Raw genomic sequence first — 22,591 nt, 5'->3', positions numbered from 1 at the left:
ATTGAGTCTGGTTCGTATTAACAATGGCTCATTAGCCTACGGTTACACGCCGTTACTGCAACACGCCGACTTTACCATAGAGCCGGGAGAACGGGTCTGTATTGTTGGTCGTAACGGTGCGGGTAAATCGAGTTTGATGAAAGTGCTGTGTGGTGATGTGTTGCTCGATGAAGGCGAATTTAACATCGCCACCGATATTAAAGTCAGCCGCTTACAACAAGATCCTCCCAAAGCAGAGCAGGGAACTGTGTATGCTTATATTGCCGCAGGTTTACAAGAAGTTGGTGAAAAATTAGAACGTTATCATCAGCTCTCCCATGATGTTGCAAGTGCCTCTGTCGATGAGATGGATCGCATGTTGAAACAGATGGAGCGTTTGCAAGAGGATATCGACCACCTTAATGGCTGGCAGTTAGACTCAAGAATTAACCAAACGTGCGAACTCTTAGGTCTTGATGCCGATGCGAGCCTGATGAGTTTATCTGGTGGTTGGCAGCGCAAAGTAGCGCTAGCGCGAGCTCTGGTCAGTGAGCCCGATCTGTTATTACTCGATGAGCCGACCAACCATTTAGATATCGATACCATTGAGTGGTTAGAAGCCTTTTTACTCAACTATCGCGGCGCTATCGTGTTTATCAGTCATGACCGTGGCTTTATTCAACGCATGGCAACCCGAATTGTCGATTTAGATCGTGGTGTGGTCACATCATGGCCGGGTAATTATCAGGCGTATCTTGACGGCAAAGCCGAATGGTTGCGCGTCGAAAGCGAAAAAAATGCCCAGTTTGATAAAAAGTTAGCCGATGAAGAAACCTGGATCCGTCAAGGCGTTAAAGCACGTCGAACCCGCAACGAAGGCCGAGTTCGGGCGTTAAAAGCGTTACGTATGGAGCGAATGGAACGGATTAATCGCCAAGGTGGCGCTAAGATGGCCGTCGCCGATACCGAACGCTCAGGCAAGTTGGTATTTGAGGTTAATGACTTAAATTACAACTTACCCGATAAAAATTTGGTTAAGAACTTCTCTACTAGTGTGATGCGTGGCGATCGTATTGCGTTAATTGGTCCTAATGGCTGTGGTAAGTCGACGTTAATTAAGCTATTGATTGGCCAATTAACCCCTCAGTCTGGCGAGATTAAAGTGGGTACCAAGCTTGAGGTGGCGTATTTTGACCAGTACCGCGAAGCGCTAGACCCAGAGAAAACAGTTGAAGAAAACGTCGGTGAAGGCAAGAAAACCGTCACCATTAATGGCCAAGATAGGCATATTTTAAGCTATCTACAAGATTTCCTGTTTTCGCCCATGCGCGCCCGTACGCCAGTTAAAGCACTGTCGGGCGGCGAAAAAAATCGTCTGCTGTTAGCGCGACTATTGCTGCGGCCTGCAAACTTAATTATTCTCGATGAGCCAACGAACGATCTTGATATTGAGACGCTTGAATTGTTAGAGTCTTTGCTAACTGATTATCAAGGTACCTTGTTGTTGGTCAGCCACGACCGTGCATTTATCGATAACACTGTGACCAGTTCATGGTGGTTCACCGGTAATGGCGGTTGGAGCGAATACGTTGGTGGTTATCAAGATGCGGTGTCGCAAGGCGCAAAATTTTATTCTGAGGAACAAGTGACGCCAGTCGCTGTCCAACCCAAAGTTGCTCAAGCCCCAGAAGCTAAGCCTGTGGTTAAACCTGAGAAAAAGTTATCCTATAAGCTACAACGAGAACTTGAAGGTTTACCGGCCAAAATGGAGCAATTAGAGGCTGAGATTGAAGCCTTACAATCGCAAATTAGTGAACCGGATTTTTATGCTCAAGCACAAGATGTCGTGAGCAGTCGTTTAAGTGAACTGGCACAGCGAGAGCAGCAGTTAGAAGTTTGTTTCGAGCGTTGGGAAGAGCTAGAAGCGCTAAAATAAACGATAAAAATAATAGGAAATTAGTGAATGAAGTTGAAGTTTAATAGCGCCTTATCATTAGTGGCGGTTGGTGTTGTCAGTGCATTACAGACAGTGTCTGCCGCACCCGTTTATGAAATTCAAAATATTGAAGATTATGATCTTAATGGTACCTTAGCCTCGACGATTAATGGTTATGGCATGTTTGTTAACCAACAAAACCAGTTGGTGGGTATCTCGCAGGGTAAGAAAAAGCTTGAAGTTAATGACGACGATAACAGCATCATCGATATTGAAGATGGAATTTCTCCTGAGCAGCTCGTCACTTACTCAATAAATGCGCCTATTGAAGCCAATAACTTCACCTTCATCGCAGAGGGAAATGGCGCATCTGGTAGCTGGCTACCCACCTTTGATTCGGTATTTGGTACTACGCCACCAAAAGATACCAACGAAGATATCCCAGAGACCATCAATTCAATTAACGCTTCTTATTATGGTATCAATAACGCTGGACTACGTGTAGGCAGCTACACTGGTCCAGAGCAAAAAGTGGCTTATACCGGCGAGACTGCCGGGCAAGAATATTGGTATTACCGCGAGTTTGAAGAGCGCGCTTTCGTTAAAAAAGCCGACGGTACCGATATCGCAATTGCGCCGCCTTATACCACTTACACAAAAGACGATACCGATGTCATTGTTGGTGGTGTGTCTGTGGCCGCAGCGATTAATGATAATAATCAGATAACTGGCTATGGCACTACAGCTCTCGCTGCAAGTAGTGCAGAACGGCTTAACGATTGTATCGCTGGCGATGTTTATCCAGTCGATGTTTGCGTGCAGCTAAATCAATATCCAGACAGTGGTGGCTTTCGCCGTATTTTGTATCAAACTCGCGCCATGGTATGGCAGCTTGATGATAGTGGCGTAGTGGCTACGGAGTTGCCACTGGGATTAACCTCGACTTCAGATGTGGTGTTTACCGCTCAAGGTTTAGGGATTAACAAGAACGGCACCGTCGCGGGGCGCTCACATGTTTATCGTAATAACGACACCGATAAACTGGCATTCGATGCTGCTTACTGGAAAAAAGACAGTAACGGCGCCTATCAATATCATTGGGTTAAGATGACGGACGATCAGCTCTCTTCTATTGCCTATGATATTAACGATAGTGGCATCCTTGTCGGTAGCTATAAGCAATACTTAGAAGGCTATGCTCGCGATAAATTTTTCTATTTAGATACCAATCAAGCGTCACCTAGCTTCGTAACACCAAATGATTTTTATCAAGGGATCTCGGATCGCAGTTCGCGCCCAAGAGATATTAATAATAAAAATCAAGTGGTGGGTTATATTGAAGCCACTAGTGAGAAAGAGAAACCAAGATTAAAGTCAGGTTTCTTGTTCGATAAAAATAGTGATGAGTTTTACGATATTAACGAACTATTGGTGTGTGAATCAAAAGGCTATACCCAAGACGACAGTGGCGATTGGACACGTAATAAAGTTGAAGTAACGGATGGCAATGGTGATTTACTCTCTTATGAAAGTGAGATCCGTATCGTTGAAGCCAACAGTATCAACGAAGACGGTACCATAGTGGGTACGGCATTTATTCGTAAACCTTCTTACCAGTTCGACAGCAATGGTAATTTGGTGATTGGTGATAATGGTAAACCGTTATTTTTACTCAATGCCGATGGCCAACCTGTGACCGCCTTTATTCCTCGAATGGTTGTTCTGCAGCCATCTAATTCAGGTGCCGCCTGTACTGTAAAAGAGAGCGATAATTCGGGTAATGGTGACTATGAGCGTAAAGGCGCAGCCAGTTTTATATGGCTTCTGACTTTACCTTTACTCTGGTTTAGACGCCGTAAAGGCTAATCATAGTTCTTAGAACAAATTGAAATAAAAATCGAGGCATATGCCTAATGCTGATCAGTTAAGCATATAAACGATCAGTTGACCGATCTTTAAAAGGCTTCAAAATCCAATATCAGAAATGATATTGGATTTTTTTATGTCTTTAGAACAAGCTTTCTGCACCGCTTTTGAATACCACCAAGAAGCCACAGCTTTTACCAATCTTAATCACTTATTGGATGAAAACATCATCCAGCAAGCCTTTGAAACTGCGGGGGTCGCCACAGTAAGAAAACGTCGCTTACCCCTTGATGCAGTTATGTGGTCTGTCATTGGTATGAGTTTTTACCGACAACAGTCTGTATGGGAGCTTGCGACTCATATGGAGTTGATGCTACCAGGTAAAAAGAAGCTCATTGCCCCCAGTGCTCTTGTTCAAGGGCGCCAGAGGTTAGGTGTGCAGAGTATGAAAAATGCCTTTCAAATGATGGCAAAACATTACTATAGCAACACTCAATTTGAGACATGGTGTGGACTGAATTTATTAGCCGTTGATGGTGTAGTCTGGCGCACTCAAGACACCGCTGATAATCGTAATGCTTTTGGCTCACCATCAAATCAACATGGTGACACCTCATTTCCTCAGGTTCGTATGGTGTGTCATATGGAGCTCACTAGCCATCAACTGATAAATAGCGCGTTTGATGGTTATAAAACGAGTGAAATGAAGCTAGCAGAAGCGCTCATACAGTCAACTCCAGACCATAGTCTCACGATGTTCGATAAAGGTTTTTACTCCTTAAACTTGCTACATCAATGGCAACTAGGTGGTGAAGAGCGGCACTGGTTAATCCCTGCGAGAAAGGGGCTTCAGTACGAGGTTTTACACTCAAATGGCCGGTTAGATAAACAGGTGAAATTGGCAATAACCGCCCAAGCCAGACAACAAAACCCAGCGCTACCGACGCATATAGAAGCGAGGCTGGTGACAAAATCAATAAAAGGTAAGACGCATCAGGTATTAACCTCAATGGTCGACCCATTACGCTTTCCAAGTGCTGACATCGTTGAGTTATATAATCATCGATGGGAAATAGAGCTTGGCTACAGAGAGATGAAACAAACCCTACTAAACAGCGAGTATACGCTAAGAAGTAAAAAATCAGAGATGGTAGAACAGGAACTTTGGGGCTTACTACTTGGCTACAACCTGATGCGTCAAGCAATGACTGAGGCCGCATCAAGAAAAGGAATATGGGCCAATCGCCTCAGCTTCAGTAATTGTGCGAGTACGATACTAAGTTACCTAGCAAGATTACCACTGATGAACCCAGGAAATTTACCCAAACATTACGAGCAACTGATAGAAATGCTAGGTAACTTCGAGCTACCAACGAAACGAGAAGATAGGGTGTACCCAAGGGCTATAAAGTCAAAACCAAGCAAATATCCCCATAAAAAGAAAAATGCCAATCAGCTTAACTGACTGGCATTAGGCATATGCCTCGATTTTTTTTAAACAACGAACTCATAAGCTTAAAAAATAACCGTTTAAAAAGCGCTTTTTTTGATTGATCTCAGCTGCAAAACGTTCTATTTGTATCCATGAGGCTTTGGCTTCGCTTCTAGGATTTTCGAACAGAGGATGCTTGCATGAAAAGACAAAAACGAGATCGTCTAGATAGAGCTTTTTCAAAAGGATTTAAGGCCGGAATAGGAGGGCGCTCTAAAGAGAATTGTCCTTATTCTACATTAGACTCAAAGTCGCATTGGTTAGGAGGATGGCGCGAAGGCGTCGATGGACGGCTAAGTGGACTGTTTAATAAATAATTAGCAGTGTGATTGAGAGTTGCCCTCTAGGTTGTAGAGGGCATTTTTATATCAAGCTCTTGCTGATAAGGAGATGATTCGATTAAAAAGTTGACGTATCAGAGAAAATACCCACTTTTAGATCTTTAGCCGAATAGATTTCTCGGCCATCCACTTCCATTACAGCATCGGCGATACCCATAACAAGCTTACGATAAACTTTACGCTTAATGGTTAACTTATAAGTGACCTTTTTGGCATCAGGCAAGACTTGACCAGTAAATTTAACTTCACCCACGCCTAATGCGCGTCCTTTGCCTTCAGCGCCTTCCCAACCAAGGAAAAAGCCGACTAATTGCCACATAGCATCAAGGCCTAAACAACCAGGCATCACGGGATCGGTTTGAAAGTGACAGTCAAAAAACCAAAGAGATGGATCAATATCCAGCTCGGCAACAATCTCACCTTTGCCAAATTCACCACCATCGGCATTAATCTTGGTAATGCGGTCAATCATCAACATATTGTCGATAGGGAGGCGAGGAGAGTTGGCGCCAAATAACGTACCGTGACCGCAAGCCACTAATTCTTCTTTGTTAAAACTGTTTGCTCTATTCATTATTAACTTCACTCCGCAATTTGAGCTGCCAAGGTTAGCGAACACGTGTAAGCTAAACAACTCCGATCAGCTAGAAAGTTTGAGTTTCGCGAGCCACTTAGTAAAAAATGAGACATCTTCGTCTGGATAACCCGCTAAGCCCTCTAAACGGTCTTGTACTAAGCGATACAAGGTGTCTTCTGGGAACTGGCCATTTTCATCAGGAATCCCCGCAGGCATCTTCATCAGTATGGTCACGGCTTCATCGATGTGTTCAACCTGGTACAAGTGAAACTGTTTACTATGGACTGCATCAATCACATCTTGGTGTAAATTCAGTTGTTGCACATTAGATTTCGGTAGAATAACGCCTTGGTTGCCAGTGAGTCCACGGCGTTGACACAGGGCAAAAAAGCCTTCAATTTTTTCATTAACACCACCGATGGCTTGCACTTGACCAAATTGGTCTATCGCGCCAGTGGCTGCAATGCCTTGCTCAATAGGATGCTCAGCAATGGCAGACATTAAGGCGCAGTATTCGGCCAATGAAGCGCTGTCACCATCAATTTCTTGATAAGACTGTTCGAACACAATATTAGCATTTAAATGCAGTGGCGCATCTTTACCGAAAATACGGTACAGGCAAGATGAGAGGATCATTAAGCCTTTTGCGTGAATATTACCGCCCAGCTCAGATTTACGTTCAATATCGGCTACCTCACCGTCACCATAATGTACCGAAGCGGTAATGCGTGCTGGCTCGCCGTAGCAATACTCGGCGGCATCCAATACGGTGAGGCCGTTTATTTGACCAATCATGGTGCCGCTGGTCGGCAGGTTAATAAAGTTATCATCAAAACTTTGTGCTGACAGGGTTTGAGAAGCGTTATGGCGCTGGGTTTGTTGTGCCAGCGCATGAGCTATTGCTGCATCAGTTAACTCTCGGCTCTGGCGATATGCGCAGGCTTGCTCCATTAACTGCACCATAGGAATGGTCATCAAGCTTAGGTGTTGCTGATGGTCTGCCAGTCGTGAACTGACGTTAAATAGCGGTGCCAATGCCGATTGCGTTAGGGTTATCCCTTTGTCACTCGCCAGCGTGACTAACCATTGGAGGTAATCTTGCTCAGAAAATTCAGGTAGGGTGAGTTCATTGACTAATTCCCCTAATAGGGAAAAGTTGCTAGCAAATAGGCGTTCTTCAATATAAGAGACACTATAAAGTGCGCTACTGCCGACTAAAATAATTTTGCAGTTAAGTGCAATCGCAGGCCAATTAGAGTGAATATTATACTCAGCGCGATCTATAGTCTGTAACACTAACTCCCATAATCCCTCGCGTTTCCATAATGATTCAGCGCAGATAAACAGGTAACGGCAATCAGCAAAGGCGCCAGGGTGATAATGCTGCGAATTGAGACTACTGATGTGCCCAATCAAGTCGCGGCGTTTAATATTGCCACTAAGGTAGCGATAGCGACGTGTGTTATCACAGAGGTTATCGTCACCGGGCTCGGCTTGCCATACAAGGTTACTATTGATTTGAGTGTTTTGAGTCGCTTGTTGATCATCTTGGATTATGCGGTTTAAATATTGCACCGTGTGAAGCGGCTGACTTTCAACCAAGGCTTGAATAAAGCGTTTTCTATCAATCCCACTTTGATCGGCTAAATACATATGCTGATCGCTGGTGCTGGCTAACAGGGAGAAAGCGTCGAGCGTTCGAGACTGGCCCAGCAGCCTTGCTTGTTGAGTGGGTACGATATTAGCAATAGATGGGATAGCAAAACAGGGTGAAAGAGAAGCTGGAGCAATTGGATTCGCGTTCATATTGGAGAGTATTATTTAAACATGCTCAGATGTTAGCACAATTTTGATGTCGCCCTATTAAGTTTCGCTATTTTGCCAATGACAGACCGATTTTTATCAATCGATGCTGGTTGAAAAATGTAGGTTGGTATATTTCTTCGACAAGTGGCACGAATTTTACGAATTTGGGTTTACATCTTAACGTTATGCTTATAGTATTGCCGGCGTTCGGAGAGATGGCAGAGTGGTCGAATGCACCGGTCTTGAAAACCGGCATGGGTTTATAGCCCATCTAGGGTTCAAATCCCTATCTCTCCGCCACATTAAACACGAGAAAAGCCGTTGATTATCAACGGCTTTTTTTGTTTTTGGCGTTTGAGGGGCTCTCCTTAAGGATTAACTCAGACAATGTACCTTTATAGAGCCCCCAATAACGTGTACTTCACACGTATCTGTTTAGCCAAGTCGTTACGCGATAAAGGCTTCCCTTTTGATATTAAAGTGTCTTTGTTGACTCGTGATAGGTCAGAAGCTGTCATGCGCAATACTGATGTCGCTGGCACACTCAAGAGAATCATTAAGTCTATTGACCATCAAACATGAATTAATGATTTTATTCGGTATGTTGATGAAATGATTAACAGTCTGCAGATAAGGCGAATTGTAAAGTTAGCTTTTATCTCTTGGGTGCAAAATGATTAAGCTCATTATCCCGAGCAAGACTGCAGCAAAAACGGAACTAAATCGAACCAAATCATCAGTAATAGCGTTAATACTGGTTGAGGTGATGCCATAAAACACCAGTACCACGTAACTGGAATAAAGTAGCTGAATTGAATTATAACTGGCTTGTTTCGCTACCGCATGAATCCCCATAAATAATGAACTTACGAGTGCAACGCCAAGGGTACCCACCAAATTGACCTGTAAAAGGCTCATTATTAGCGGTGGTATCGCATAAAGCACACTCGCGTAGGTCGTTAATAATCTTCTCAGGCCATAGTCTTTACCAATGAGGGGATCGGGATCTTTTATAACCAACGCCACTATGATGGTGATAATTGTGCTTTGCTCTAGATCTAAACCGATAGAAGAAACCATGACTATCATTATGATCAACGTCTTAACCATGGTTTGCCAATCAAAATGATATTTCATCGCAGATGATGGAGGTGTTACATTTTTAGCAAGAGGCTCCCCAGCGGGAAAAATGAAGTAAGCCAAATAAGCGGTAAATCCAGCAATAAATATATTTTTTAACAACGCCAGCGGAATTTGCTCAACACTAATCCCTTTTTGTTGGGTAAACACTGCAATCATGACGGTGGATACGATGAGCAGTATTGCCAATACGTCTTGGGCATCTTTTCTCGTCCGTTCCATACACCAATAGAAAACACCAAACAAAAACAAGTAATAAACATGAGGGTAATCGACTAATAAACTATTCATCAATGCTTGAAACCAAGCGGTGATAAACAGTATTCCCCCCATGATAAACACCATGGCGAGAGGTGGCGGCTCATGAGTTGTTGTTAAAAATACTGCGCACATTGCGGGTGCTAGCAATGGCAAGTCAGTACCGAATATATATTGCCAAAAGAGCAATAGAACAGGAAATAACGCAACTCTAATGAGGGGGTTAGCGGCACTACGATACATAACTAATATAGCTCCATGCCCAAATCCATAAATCTTGTAATTTTTCTCCAATATAGCTTTCATTTGGGTAAAAACCGACGACCGCACGTCCACTGTATCTTAGCTTGATATTATCAGGTAAGTCTGAAAACTCGATATTGACGGGAAAACGTTGTGCCTTTGGACTGCTTGTTGGTGAGGTAATAAGACCACTGCTCGCATTTTCCTCAAGGCTGCCGTTGCCACTACTCCCCCAACCAATTGAAGATATTTGACCATTAAATACTTCTCCTGGGTAAGCATCAAAAACAATTTTGACCTTATCTCCAGCTTTTAAGTGTGTTAAAGAGTTCTCTCTGACCATTGCGGTGAGCCAAAGGTGATGGTTGTTGATGAAGGTAAGTAACGGTTGTCCAGTGGCTGCATAATCTCCGACTACGACATTCATATTGGTCATCACGCCATTACCTGGTGCGACTAACTTAGTATGATTAAGATTGAGCAGCGACTGCTCTAGTTTATTTAGCACCGTTTGTATCTCTGGGTTTTCTTCGCCTCTGGGGCCAAACTCTTGTTTGGCTTTTTCGAGTGCTGATGAGGCTTGAGCGAGGTTGGCCTCTGCGGTTTGGAGTTCGGCAATAAGATCATCCATGGTGGCTTGGCTAATGGTGCCTCTTTGCGCTAATACACGGTTACGTTCCACATTTTTTTTTGCATTGTTGACCTTAACACGCGCAGCTACCTCGTTAGCTTTCGCCACGTTAATTGCAGCTGAGTCAGCTTCATAAGATTGTGCTGCTTGCTGTAAATCTAACCTTGCTGCTTTAACGGCTAATTCAAAAGGGCGAGGGTCTATAGTCACTAACACATCGCCTGTTTGCACAGGACTATTATCAACAACGTGGACCTTGGCGATAGACCCTGACACTTCAGGACTAATGCGGATCACTTGGCCATTAATTCTCGCCTGTTCGGTCATCGGGGTCATTCGATCGGCCCACAGGGTGTAGAGCCAAATACTGACCACAATTGCAAAAATGTAATAGGTGAATGAGCGAGCTTGATTGAGCTTTTTATTATCTTCTGCTGCAGGGCCCGTTACGTCGTTATTTTCTGACATTGTGTCTTCCTCAACTCATTTTTGTTTTGCTAAAGTAAATTAACCATTTTCGATAACGCTTTTATGGCTCTGACCTCCATAAGGCGAATCACAAAAGTAAACAGACAAAACAAACCAACTAATACTATAGCGGTGGAATTAGAGAGCGTTATTAAGTTTGCGTATTTAGTTCAAATAACTGCTAAAGCCACACATAAGCCAAATAATGTTTTGTAAATAATGCTCGTGAGTGCAGGCGTTAATGAGCAAGCAGCGCTTTTTAAATTGCCCTTTTAAACTAATTTAACATTAGCAGGTTATTTTTTGTTTTTGAATGCATAAATAGGAGGTGATTAACGGCAAGGTGACACCTACCCCAAATGTGAGCGAGAGGGCTTATTACATGGCCTTATTTCGAATTGATTAGCATATTTATTGCTATATGCACATTCTCTATCGGTAATAGAGTGATGGCCTGCAATAGAGCCATGGATTGCACAGTTTATCACTCCTGAGGCTGACAAAGCTTTCACTTGGTATTGACCTTTGACCCTATTGTGAATTTATTGCGATTGAGCTTTGATTCGCTATTAAGGCGTAGCTTAGCTGGAGCAGACCATCTTTTTTGTCACGATTTAATTACAACTTTAGTCTAACTATTAACGTTTTTGTCGACAATATAGCCACTTTGGGTTGAATACTTAATCCTTCGAGACTATATTGTCGACAACGTGATAATTCAGCAGGCTAACCTTAGAGATGACATTTCAACCCCTACCACCCGTTACCTCGGCAGATAAAACCTTTTATCAATTAAGGCAAGATATTGTCGAAGGGGTGATCGCTGCGGGCGCTAAGCTGAGTGAAACTGAATTGTCGACAACCTACGGCGTCAGCCGCGCGGTGATCCGTGAGGCGATAAATCGTTTGGAGTCGAGCCATATTGTCGAGCGTAAGGCAAACGTGGGTGCGAGAGTGGTGGCGTTAACCGCTGCGGGATTATCTGAATTGTATCAGATTAGAGAGTCACTCGAAGGAATGGCGGCGCGGTTGGCGGCTAAGCATATGACTGACGCTGAAATTGGTGAACTTGAAACCTTGCTGCAAAGCCATTTTAAAGATGTGAAAGAGGGGGAGTCTTATTACCAAGAAGCGGGTGATGTGGACTTTCACTATCGCATTATCTTGGGCAGTAAGAATAAACACCTTATCTCTATGCTGTTTGATGGCATCTATCATCTGGTGCGCATGTATCGAGTACAACTGGGCATGGCGGGGCCGCGAGTCACAACGGCATTTGATGAACATAAGCATATTGTTAAGGCAATCGCTAACCGCGATGAAGAGCTGGCCGAGATATTAATGCGGCGTCACATCATGTATTCAAAAAACAATATTCAAAACAAGCTTGCATAGAGTAAACATAAGAGGAATTAAGCATGAGCGCAGGAAAGAAGTTCCGTGAGGCACTGGCAAATAATAAGCCACTGCAAATTGTAGGCACGATAAACGCCTATTCCGCGATGATGGCAGAGCAAATTGGCCATCAAGCCATTTACCTCTCTGGTGGTGGCGTGGCTAACGCCTCTTATGGTTTGCCCGATCTAGGCATGACATCGCTTAATGATGTACTGGTGGATGTGCAGCGCATCACCTCAGCTTGCTCATTGCCCTTACTGGTGGATATCGATACTGGTTGGGGCGGGGCATTTAATATTGCCAAAACGATTCGCGATATGGAAAAGGCCGGCGCTGCAGCGGTACATATGGAAGATCAAGTGGCGCAAAAGCGCTGCGGTCATCGCCCCAACAAAGAGATTGTGTCGACCGAAGAGATGGTTGACCGCATTAAGGCAGCAGTCGATGCGCGCACCGATCCCGACTTTTTTATCATGGCTCGCACCGATGCGTTTGCTCAAGAAGGGTTAGAGGCGGCGATTGAACGTGCTAGGGCCTATATTGCCGCTGGCGCCGACGGTATTTTTGCCGAAGCGGTGCAAACCGAAGCTCATTACCGCGCCTTTGCCAGTGCCATAGAGGCGCCATTATTAGCGAACATTACCGAATTTGGTCAAACCGAATTATGGAACAAAGCCCAGCTTGGTGAGTGGGGCGTGGACATGGTGCTCTACCCGTTAAGTGCCTTTAGAGCGATGAACAAAGCGGCAGAAAATGTCTACACCGCGATTTTACGCGACGGCGATCAAAAGGCGGTACTCGATACGATGCAAACGCGTATGGCGCTTTATGATTATCTGGGTTATCACGATTATGAACAAAAATTAGATAGCTTATTTGCCGAAGGCAAAAATAAATAGTGTGGCTTGAGCTGCCCGGCTCATCGCTGAGTCGCGGCTCAATGAAGGACAGTATAAAACCCTACGCGCCAAGCGTGCTGCTTGGCGAATAAATAATTTAGATTCCAAAAGGAACACATTATGGTTGATAAAAAGTTAAGTGGTGCAGGTCTGCGTGGCCAAAGTGCTGGTGAAACAGCGTTATGTACAGTGGGAAAATCTGGCTCTGGCTTGACCTACTGTGGTTATGATGTGGCGGATCTGGCTGAGAATGCCACGTTTGAAGAGGTGGCTTACCTGCTATTTAATGGCGAACTGCCCACTGCCGCACAGCTCGATGGTTATAAAAATGAGCTAATGTCACTGCGTGATCTTCCGCAGGCGCTAAAAGAGGTATTGCAGCGAATTCCTCGTGACGCCCACCCGATGGATGTGATGCGCACGGGGTGCTCATTTTTGGGCAATCTTGAACCAGAAGTCGATTTTACCCAGCAATATAATGCAGCCAATCGTTTACTGGCGGCGTTTCCTGCGATTATGTGTTACTGGTATCGCTACAGCCATGATGGCGTCGATATTGATTGTACAACCGATGAAGACTCACTCGCGGGCCATTTTCTTAAGCTGCTTAATGGTAAGGCACCATCGGATCAGCATCGCCGCGTGATGGATGTATCGCTGATTTTGTATGCAGAGCATGAGTTTAATGCATCGACCTTTACCGCCCGCGTTTGTGCCTCAACCTTGTCTGACATGTTCTCCTGTATTACTGGCGCTATCGGCTCGCTGCGCGGTCCACTGCATGGCGGAGCTAATGAAGCGGCGATGGAGATGATCCAACAATTTAGCTCACCAGAAGATGCGAAAATTCAGATGGCTGGCATGCTAGAGCGCAAAGAGAAAATCATGGGGTTTGGCCATGCGATTTATCGCACTTCTGATCCTCGCAACGTGATCATCAAAGCGTGGTCTGAAAAGTTAGCCCATGAGTTTGGCGATACTTCGCTGTACGACATTTCGGTGGCATGTGAAGAGTTTATGTGGGACACCAAGAAGCTATTTTGTAATGCCGATTTTTTCCATGCATCGGCGTATCACTTTATGGGGATCCCGACCAAGTTATTCACCCCAATATTTGTCTGTTCACGCTTAACTGGCTGGGCGGCGCACGTGATGGAGCAGCGCGCTAATAATCGCATTATTCGCCCAAGCGCCGACTATGTCGGTGCCGAGCCGCGTAAAGTAGTGCCTATCGGCGAGCGATAATCTAAGCAATTAAGGTTAAACATTATGGCGATAAGTGGCTCTGTGAGCTTGGCTTATCGCCGCTTGCTACTTCATTTTTAGCGCAGTATTTCGGTCGTTATGCTGCGCTGTATGCCAATAGACGACATCGCCTTAACCTATGTCATTGTGGGCCATCAAGGTGAGTATCGACATGGCGTGCACGTAAAATCTGTGGATGACGTTATGAATACAACACACCGTAAACCCTTTCCCGGAACATCGTTTGACTATTTTGACACTCGTAGTGCTATCGAGGCGTTAAGCCCTGGCGCCTACGATAAACTGCCGTATACCGCTAAAGTGCTTGCCGAAAACTTGGTGAGGCGATGTGATCCTGCCATGCTTAACGATGCGCTATCTCAACTTATTGAGCGCAAACGCGATCTTGATTTTCCTTGGTATCCTGCTCGGGTCGTGTGTCACGACATTCTGGGGCAAACCGCACTGGTCGATTTGGCAGGGCTTCGCGATGCCATCGCCGAAAAAGGTGGCGATCCTGCCGAGGTCAACCCTGTGGTACCGACACAATTAATTGTCGACCATTCGCTTGCCGTCGAGCATGCCGGTTTCGATAAAGATGCATTTGCCAAAAACCGCGCCATTGAAGATCGCCGGAATGAAGACAGATTTCACTTTATAAACTGGACCAAAAAAGCCTTTAAAAACGTGGATGTCATTCAGCCCGGTAACGGCATCATGCATCAAATCAACCTAGAAAAAATGTCGCCGGTTATCCAAACGCGCGACGGGGTTGTCTTTCCTGACACCTTAGTGGGCACCGACAGTCACACTCCACACGTCGATGCACTAGGGGTTATCGCCATCGGTGTGGGAGGACTGGAAGCTGAAAATGTGATGCTTGGCCGTCCATCTTATATGCGTTTACCCGATATTATTGGTGTCGAGTTAACCGGTAAGCGCCAAAGTGGCATTACCGCAACCGATATAGTACTGGCATTAACCGAGTTTTTACGTGAGCAAAAGGTGGTTTCCGCCTATTTAGAGTTCTTCGGTGCAGGCGCGGCCAATTTGACCTTAGGCGATCGCGCGACCATCTCTAACATGACGCCAGAATTTGGCGCCTCTGCCGGCATGTTTTATATCGATGAGCAGACCATCGACTATCTGACGATCACCGGCCGTGATAGTGAGCAAGTGAAGCTGGTCGAAAATTACGCCAAGCACACGGGACTTTGGGCCGATGGTATGCAAGGCGCCGAGTATGAACGTGTGCTGAGCTTCGATCTCTCCAGTGTGGTGCGAAATATCGCCGGGCCATCAAACCCGCATCGGCGCGTGGCAACCAGTGACCTTGCCGCAAAAGGGATCGCAGGTACCGTCGAAAATGAAGCAGGCTTGATGCCTGATGGCGCGGTGATCATTGCCGCCATCACCAGTTGTACCAACACCAGTAATCCACGTAACGTAATTGCGGCAGGGTTATTAGCGAAAAAAGCCAATGAATTGGGCTTAACACGCAAACCTTGGGTGAAATCCTCCTTTGCACCTGGCTCAAAAGTGGCTGAGCTTTATCTTAAAGATGCCAACTTATTGCCAGAACTTGAGCAATTGGGTTTTGGCATCGTCGGCTTTGCCTGCACCACTTGTAATGGCATGAGCGGGGCATTAGACCCAGTTATTGAGCAAGAAGTGATCGACAGAGACTTATATGCCACCGCGGTATTGTCGGGCAACCGTAACTTCGATGGCCGCATCCACCCCTATGCTAAGCAGGCCTTTTTGGCTTCGCCGCCGCTGGTGGTGGCATATGCGATTGCAGGCACAATTCGATTCGATATTGAACAAGATATCCTCGGTGTCGATAAATCGGGTGAGCCCGTGTGCCTTAAAGATATCTGGCCAACTGATGAAGAGATCGATGCCATTGTGAAAGCCAGCGTCAAACCCGAGCAGTTTAGAGAGATCTATACGCCAATGTTTGATATTGCCGTGGATTATGGTGAGCAAGTTAGCCCACTGTATGATTGGCGTGCGCAAAGCACCTATATTCGTCGTCCTCCATACTGGGAAGGAGCGTTAGCAGGGGAGCGTAGCCTCAAAGGTATGCGTCCACTGGCAGTGCTGGGCGACAACATCACAACCGATCATCTATCGCCATCCAACGCCATTTTAGCCAGCAGTGCCGCCGGGGAGTACTTAACCAAAATGGGGTTACCAGAAGTTGACTTTAACTCCTACGCCACCCACCGCGGCGATCACCTTACAGCCCAGCGAGCCACGTTTGCTAATCCCAAACTCATCAATGAGATGGCCGTGGTCAACGGTGAAGTACAGCAAGGCTCACTGACTCGTATCGAACCCGAGGGCAAAGTGACGCGTATGTGGGAAGCGATTGAAACCTACATGGAGCGCAAGCAGCCCTTGATTATTGTGGCGGGCGGCGATTATGGTCAAGGTTCATCACGAGACTGGGCCGCCAAAGGTGTTCGACTGGCTGGCGTTGAAGCGATTGTGGCCGAAGGTTTTGAGCGGATCCACCGTACTAACCTCGTGGGTATGGGCGTATTACCGCTCGAATTCAAGCCCGGCGAGAGCCGTAAAACCTATGGTATTGATGGCAGTGAAACCTTCGATGTTGTCGGTGAGCCGACCCCCAGAGCCCAGTTGACCTTAGTGATTCATCGTCAAAATGGCGAGCGCATCGAGGTGTCTGTGACATGTCGATTAGACACTGCCGATGAGGTGTTGGTTTATCAAGCCGGTGGCGTATTACAGCGTTTTGCTCAAGATTTTCTCGAGGCTAAAAAGGCCTAAATGACGTCAGTTGGCGATGACATACTAGCGTTTGATGTCGTCGCTAACGCGACTACAGGAATGTCCATGAAACAGATGAAAATTGCCGCGACCTATATGCGTGGCGGCACCAGTAAAGGGGTGTTTTTTGCCTTAAACGATCTGCCTGTTGCGGCGCAAGTGCCTGGCGCGGCGCGCGATGCGCTATTATTGCGGGTGATCGGCAGTCCAGATCCTTATGGTAAACATACCGATGGGATGGGTGGAGCCACTTCGAGTACCAGTAAAACCGTGATTTTGGCTAAAAGCGGTCAACCGGATCATGACGTTGACTATCTTTTTGGCCAAGTGGCAATCGATAAACCCTTTATCGATTGGAGCGGTAATTGCGGTAACTTAACGGCGGCGGTAGGGGCTTTTGCGATCTCCCAAGGTTTAGTTGACCCCGCAAAAGTTCCTGCAAATGGCATTGCTGTGGTGCGTATTTGGCAGGCCAATATCCATAAAACCATTATTGCGCATGTGCCTATGCTCGATGGTGAAGTACTTGAGTTGGGCGATTTTGAACTCGACGGCGTGACTTTTCCAGCTGCTGAGGTGTTAGTTGAGTTTGTCGATCCCGCCGATAAAGCGGGCGCCATGTTGCCCACGGGTAATGTGGTCGATGAGCTTGATGTGCCGGGCATCGGGCATTTTGCCGTGACCCTCATTAATGCCGGGATTCCTACTATTTTCTTAAATGCACAGGAGCTGGGTTACGATGGCACCGAGTTGCAAGAGGCGATTAATGGTGATGCTGCGACTTTGGCTAAATTTGAATTAATTCGGGCATATGGCGCCCTTAAAATGGGGCTTATTCAATCGATTGATGAGGCTAAGATTCGTCAGCACACGCCTAAAATTGCCTTTGTCGCGCCGCCAAAACCCCATAGCGTATCAAGTGGTAAAACGGTGACGATAAATGATGTGGATCTGCTCGTTCGCGCCTTGTCTATGGGCAAATTACACCATGCTATGATGGGCACAGCTGCTGTGGCCATTGGCACCGCTGCGGCGATCCCTGGTACTTTAGTCAATTTGGCAGCGGGTGCTCAGGCGCGCACCAGTGTGCGTTTTGGGCATCCCTCAGGCACGTTAAAAGTGGGCGCGAGTGCCACGCAACAAGCGGGTGAGTGGCAGGTGGAAAAAGTGAGTATGAGCCGTAGTGCCCGGGTATTAATGCAAGGTTGGGTGTATATTCCGACCGATACCATCGAGTAACACAGCCTCATTATGCAGACCATACTTTGAAATGGAGTGTGCGAGCATATTAATTGTCATGGTGTGGCTTAAGCGATTCACTTGCGTAGCAATAGGCTTGTACAGGCACTGATAGTGTCGTTATGAGTCTGGTTCGATGTAGTGTTTTAGTTAGTAAACCGTTAGCTTGTAACTGGCGGTTTGCTAATTTTTTGAATGGTAAATAACTGAAATAGATTACTTATAATTCATTGGCTTAGATGAGTTCACTTTATTCTTTCTTATTAACGTGAATTGGGATAAATTACATGGTGTTATCGTATATAAACCAATGTCGGTTTAGTGTTAGCTATCAAGGTAGATTTTAAGTTGATATCTGTATATTTGGTTGATGATCATGAACTGGTAAGAACGGGCATTCGACGTATTCTTGAAGATGAGCGTGGGATTAAGGTTGTAGGTGAAGCTGGAGATGGCGAGTCTGCAGTACAGTGGAGCCGTAATAACGAAGCCGATGTGATCTTGATGGACATGAACATGCCGGGGATTGGCGGACTCGAAGCGACCCGTAAGATCTTACGCTATCAATCCCATGCCAAAATTATTGTGCTAACGATTCATACCGAAGATCCGTTTCCTACCAAAGTGATGCAAGCTGGGGCTTCTGGCTACTTAACCAAAGGCGCTACGCCGCCTGAGGTGATCCAAGCGATTCGTCAAGTGGCCCACGGACAGCGTTATCTATCGCCCGAAATTGCGCAGCAGATGGCATTGAGTCAATTTAATCAAACGGACGATAACCCGTTTAAAAGTTTATCTGAGCGCGAACTGCAGATCATGATGATGATCACCAATGGTGAGAAGGTTAGTGATATCTCTGAGCAACTTAATTTAAGCCCTAAAACCGTTAACAGCTACCGTTATCGTCTGTTTGATAAGTTGGGGATCAATGGCGATGTTGAACTGACCCGCTTAGCCATTCGTTATAAGATGTTGGATACAGGCCAGTTTTAACTGTTTCAATAGCCCCAACAAGCATTTAGGTATGACTATCTCTACATTTGATTCGTCCCGCTTTCTCAAAAGCGTCTCCTCATCCCCTGGTGTATATCGTATGTATGATGCCCAGGGGACCGTTATTTATGTGGGCAAGGCTAAAGATCTTAAGAAACGACTTAGCTCCTATTTTCGTAAAAATTTAAACAATGTTAAAACCGAAGCCTTAGTTTCGCATATTCATGATATTGACGTTACGCTGACCCACAGCGAAACCGATGCGCTGATTCTTGAAAATGATTACATCAAGCAGTACATGCCAAAATACAATGTGCTGCTGCGAGATGATAAATCTTACCCCTATATTTTGCTCAGTCAGCATCAGCATCCTCGTTTAGCCTACCATCGTGGACCTCAACGTGAGAGGGGCCAATACTTTGGCCCATACCCTAATGGCGGCGCCGTTAGAGAAAGCTTACATTTGATGCAAAAATTATTTCCTATCCGTCAATGTGACGATATCTACTATAAGGCGCGGTCCCGCCCCTGTTTGCAGTATCAAATTGGCCGTTGCAGCGCCCCTTGTGTCGGTAAAGTCTCCGATGAGGAGTACCAAGAGCAGGTTAAACTCGCCACGCTATTTTTACGCGGGCGAGATCAGCAGGTAATGGGAACGCTGGTAGGCAAGATGGAACAAGCGGCACAAGCACTTAATTATGAGGCTGCTGCGCGTTTTCGCGATCAGATAAGTGCACTGCGCCGGGTTGTCGAGCAACAAGAGGTGTCGGGCGGCAGCGGTGATATGGACGTTATTGGGGTGTACTTTGCCTCTGGCGTTGCTTGTTTTCATTTATTGTTTATTCGCGGCGGTAAAATTTTTGGGAGCCGCAGTTACTATCCCGCCGTACCGGATAAGACCGAACTCGATGAGGTGCTGCGCGCCTTTATGCTGCAGTTTTATCTTAATTTCGACAGCCAACGTACGTTGCCAAAAGAGATCATCGTTAGCCATGACTTTGATGATATCCATGAGTTGGAACAAGCGATTGAAAAGGCACTTAAAAAAAATGTGGTCATTAAGACTAAGGTACGTAGCGAACGAGCTAGTTTCTTGCGCATTGCCGATACCAACGCAAAAAATGCCGTTGAAACGCGATTATCACAGCAAAATACTATCGAGCAGCGATTCCTGTTACTCGAAGAGGCATTAGAGCTATCGACTCCGATCCGCCGTATGGAGTGCTTCGATATTAGCCATACTATGGGAGAGAGCACGGTCGCCTCTTGTGTGGTGTTTAATCGTGAAGGGCCCAATAAGTCAGAGTATCGCCGCTATAATATCAAGGGGATCACCCCTGGTGATGATTATGCGGCAATGAAGCAAGCAATTAGTCGACGGTTCGATAAAATTGATGTTAATGGCAAAATTCCTGATATTTTATTTATTGATGGTGGTATTGGGCAGCTCAGAATCGCACAGCAGGTTGTCGATGAGAAATTTGCCCATTTAGATATTGCCCCGACATTAATCGGCATAGCAAAAGGGGAAGGGCGTAAGCCTGGTTTAGAAACCCTTATTTATGGTGAAAATGAGGTTACGTTTCACTTGCCGGCTGACTCGGGAGCACTGCATTTGATCCAGCATATTCGTGATGAATCACATAGGTTTGCAATTACAGGTCACAGAAACAAACGCCAAAAAACACGTAACACCTCAACACTCGAGTCCATTACTGGAGTGGGGCCAAAACGGCGTAAGGCCTTGTTACAATATTTAGGGGGACTTCAGCAAGTTAAAGGCGCAAGTGTCGCTGAATTGGCAAAAGTCCCAGGTATTAGCTTAGAAATGGCACAAACAATACATGATGCATTGCGAGGGTAACAAAATTAAGGCAAGATTGGCGCTGCTTTTAGATAATTGGTTTCGTCATGCCGTTTAATGTACCGATAGCGCTTACGCTATTCAGGCTAGTTTTACTGCCTGTTTTTGTAGTTCTTTTTTATGTTCCTTATAGCTGGTCGCCTTTTGCAGCCGCTTTTGTGTTCTGGTTAGCAGCCGTCACAGATGCTCTGGATGGTTACGCCGCCAGAAAATTGCAACAGTCGACCCGCTTTGGTGCTTTTCTCGATCCCGTTGCCGATAAGATCATGGTGACCACAGCGTTAGTGATGCTGGTGGCTGAATATGACCATATTTGGCTAACCTTGCCTGCACTATTTATGATCGGTCGTGAAATTGTGATTTCTGCGCTGCGAGAATGGATGGCCGAAATTGGTAAGCGGGGCTCGGTTGCCGTGTCCTGGATTGGTAAGTACAAAACCGCGGCCCAGATGGTGGCGATTGTTGGTTTGATCTGGCGTCCGAATGACTTTTTGACTTATACCGCCATTGCGCTGTTTTATGTCGCGGCGATTCTGACATTTTGGTCCATGGTTAGCTATATTATGGCAGCATGGGGTGATTTAACTGACGAATCGAACAATTAGAATACAATGCGATCACTTAGTGTGCAAACGGCGTTAAATTGTAAAATAGTGCGTTGACACTGGAACTAAAATCGGTAGAATTCGATTCCGAAGTCAAGGGGAAGCAACTTAAGCTTAACCAAGATAACAACGCAACATTGTTGATTAACCTTAAGTTAAACAAGATTTGAATTAAGTTTGAAAATCAATGTAGCAAAGAGTGATGCGACATTAGCTCAGTTGGTAGAGCGATACCTTGCCAAGGTATAGGTCATCGGTTCGAACCCGATATGTCGCTCCAATTTACAATGGTAAGTTGGACATTGAATTTGGCGCGATGGCAGAATGGCTATGCTGCGGATTGCAAATCCGTCGATCTCGGTTCGACTCCGGGTCGCGCCTCCACTTTAAGTTTTAGCGCAACAGCGATAAAACGCACACATTGCCCGTGTGGTGGAATCGGTAGACACAAGGGATTTAAAATCCCTCGCTGAATAAGCGTGCCAGTTCAAGTCTGGCCACGGGTACCATCTTAAGATGACAAAAAAGCCTCAACAGTTGTTGGGGCTTTTTTGTATCTGCTGTTTATCTGTATATCCCAGATTTTTCATTGCCAGTTTGTTGTCGTCGGTTTGGGAGGTCATTATGGCCACTGTCGTTAAATGAGCTCTAGCATCGGCTCTACACTATAAAGTGTTACAACATCAAAAACGTACGGTACAACTTAGAGCAAAATATTGATATTGGTAGCTACAAGGCATGTAGGAACACAGTAGCTGAAGCGTACTTCAGTGTTTCGTTATTTAGCTATTTAGTTTGGATAAACGGCTAACTTA

At 45.7% G+C, this 22,591-nt stretch carries 16 protein-coding genes and 4 tRNA genes; 16 read left to right on the top strand and 4 right to left on the bottom strand.

From position 1 onward, the window contains the following. Position 1 precedes the first annotated feature (1 nt). From AC5YBX_RS10040 to rmf, 4 genes are all read left to right on the top strand, one after another. Complete coding sequence (locus AC5YBX_RS10040) at positions 2-1,915, top strand: ABC transporter ATP-binding protein (RefSeq protein ID WP_494518971.1); 1,914 nt, start codon at positions 2-4, stop codon at positions 1,913-1,915. Positions 1,916-1,942: 27 nt separating this feature from the next. Beyond that, positions 1,943-3,781 carry a DUF3466 family protein gene (locus AC5YBX_RS10035; protein WP_494523597.1) on the top strand — a complete coding sequence of 613 codons (1,839 nt, stop codon included), beginning with the start codon at positions 1,943-1,945 and terminating at the stop codon, positions 3,779-3,781. 136 nt (positions 3,782-3,917) lie between these two features. Next, on the top strand, positions 3,918-5,246 hold the full coding sequence (locus tag AC5YBX_RS10030) for an IS4 family transposase (RefSeq protein ID WP_494523596.1): 1,329 nt from the start codon (positions 3,918-3,920) through the stop codon (positions 5,244-5,246). Between the two features lie 167 nt (positions 5,247-5,413). Continuing rightward, positions 5,414-5,590 (top strand): ribosome modulation factor, encoded by a 177-nt coding sequence (rmf, locus tag AC5YBX_RS10025; protein ID WP_110458926.1) that lies wholly within the window; start codon positions 5,414-5,416, stop codon positions 5,588-5,590. An 82-nt stretch (positions 5,591-5,672) separates the two neighbouring features. Here rmf and fabA read toward each other — a convergent pair whose 3' ends face one another. Together fabA and AC5YBX_RS10015 are read right to left on the bottom strand one after the other, a co-directional pair. Continuing rightward, positions 5,673-6,188, bottom strand: a complete 516-nt coding sequence (gene fabA / locus AC5YBX_RS10020) for a bifunctional 3-hydroxydecanoyl-ACP dehydratase/trans-2-decenoyl-ACP isomerase (protein ID WP_475514122.1) — start codon at positions 6,186-6,188, stop codon at positions 5,673-5,675. 66 nt (positions 6,189-6,254) lie between these two features. Next, a complete protein-coding gene (locus AC5YBX_RS10015) occupies positions 6,255-7,997 on the bottom strand; it encodes a S16 family serine protease (RefSeq protein WP_494523595.1) in 1,743 nt (580 codons plus the stop codon). Between the two features lie 209 nt (positions 7,998-8,206). Between AC5YBX_RS10015 and AC5YBX_RS10010 the strand changes: the two genes are divergently transcribed. Then, a tRNA-Ser gene (locus AC5YBX_RS10010) sits at positions 8,207-8,297 on the top strand. Between the two features lie 348 nt (positions 8,298-8,645). Here the strand turns inward: AC5YBX_RS10010 and AC5YBX_RS10005 are convergent. Both AC5YBX_RS10005 and AC5YBX_RS10000 read right to left on the bottom strand, forming a co-directional pair. Then, entirely contained in the window at positions 8,646-9,638 is a 993-nt protein-coding gene (locus AC5YBX_RS10005; protein ID WP_494518974.1) for a DUF2955 domain-containing protein, read from the bottom strand. Continuing rightward, positions 9,628-10,737, bottom strand: coding sequence for an HlyD family secretion protein (locus tag AC5YBX_RS10000; RefSeq protein ID WP_494523594.1), 1,110 nt, complete (start codon positions 10,735-10,737; stop codon positions 9,628-9,630). Before AC5YBX_RS10000 ends, AC5YBX_RS10005 begins: the two co-directional genes overlap by 11 nt. 738 nt (positions 10,738-11,475) lie before the next feature. Here AC5YBX_RS10000 and AC5YBX_RS09995 point away from each other — a divergent pair. The 11 genes from AC5YBX_RS09995 (at position 11,476) to AC5YBX_RS09945 (ending at position 22,285) form a co-directional block, all read left to right on the top strand. Continuing rightward, positions 11,476-12,132: a GntR family transcriptional regulator gene (locus AC5YBX_RS09995; protein WP_494523593.1), complete on the top strand. Its 657-nt coding sequence runs from the start codon at positions 11,476-11,478 to the stop codon at positions 12,130-12,132. A 23-nt stretch (positions 12,133-12,155) separates the two neighbouring features. Next, positions 12,156-13,034 (top strand): methylisocitrate lyase, encoded by an 879-nt coding sequence (prpB, locus tag AC5YBX_RS09990; protein WP_494523592.1) that lies wholly within the window; start codon positions 12,156-12,158, stop codon positions 13,032-13,034. A 120-nt stretch (positions 13,035-13,154) separates the two neighbouring features. Next, positions 13,155-14,279, top strand: a complete 1,125-nt coding sequence (gene prpC / locus AC5YBX_RS09985; RefSeq protein WP_494523591.1) for a bifunctional 2-methylcitrate synthase/citrate synthase — start codon at positions 13,155-13,157, stop codon at positions 14,277-14,279. A gap of 204 nt (positions 14,280-14,483) precedes the next feature. Beyond that, positions 14,484-17,075 (top strand): Fe/S-dependent 2-methylisocitrate dehydratase AcnD, encoded by a 2,592-nt coding sequence (gene acnD, locus AC5YBX_RS09980; RefSeq protein WP_494523590.1) that lies wholly within the window; start codon positions 14,484-14,486, stop codon positions 17,073-17,075. Positions 17,076-17,135: 60 nt separating this feature from the next. Further along, a complete protein-coding gene (gene prpF / locus AC5YBX_RS09975; protein WP_494521617.1) occupies positions 17,136-18,314 on the top strand; it encodes a 2-methylaconitate cis-trans isomerase PrpF in 1,179 nt (392 codons plus the stop codon). Positions 18,315-18,662: 348 nt separating this feature from the next. Continuing rightward, entirely contained in the window at positions 18,663-19,307 is a 645-nt protein-coding gene (uvrY, locus tag AC5YBX_RS09970; protein ID WP_110458933.1) for a UvrY/SirA/GacA family response regulator transcription factor, read from the top strand. A 31-nt stretch (positions 19,308-19,338) separates the two neighbouring features. Continuing rightward, entirely contained in the window at positions 19,339-21,171 is a 1,833-nt protein-coding gene (uvrC, locus tag AC5YBX_RS09965) for an excinuclease ABC subunit UvrC (protein ID WP_494523589.1), read from the top strand. 47 nt (positions 21,172-21,218) lie between these two features. Then, a complete protein-coding gene (gene pgsA / locus AC5YBX_RS09960; protein WP_494518983.1) occupies positions 21,219-21,776 on the top strand; it encodes a CDP-diacylglycerol--glycerol-3-phosphate 3-phosphatidyltransferase in 558 nt (185 codons plus the stop codon). Positions 21,777-21,980: 204 nt separating this feature from the next. Beyond that, a tRNA-Gly gene (locus tag AC5YBX_RS09955) sits at positions 21,981-22,056 on the top strand. Positions 22,057-22,086: 30 nt separating this feature from the next. Next, positions 22,087-22,160 (top strand) — tRNA-Cys (locus tag AC5YBX_RS09950). 39 nt (positions 22,161-22,199) lie between these two features. Further along, a tRNA-Leu gene (locus tag AC5YBX_RS09945) sits at positions 22,200-22,285 on the top strand. Positions 22,286-22,591 lie beyond the last annotated feature (306 nt).

It is taken from the genome of Shewanella sp. 492, from assembly GCF_059338445.1.
Note: the sequence above shows the minus strand (reverse complement) of the source record. Positions and strands in the feature narration are given on the sequence as shown.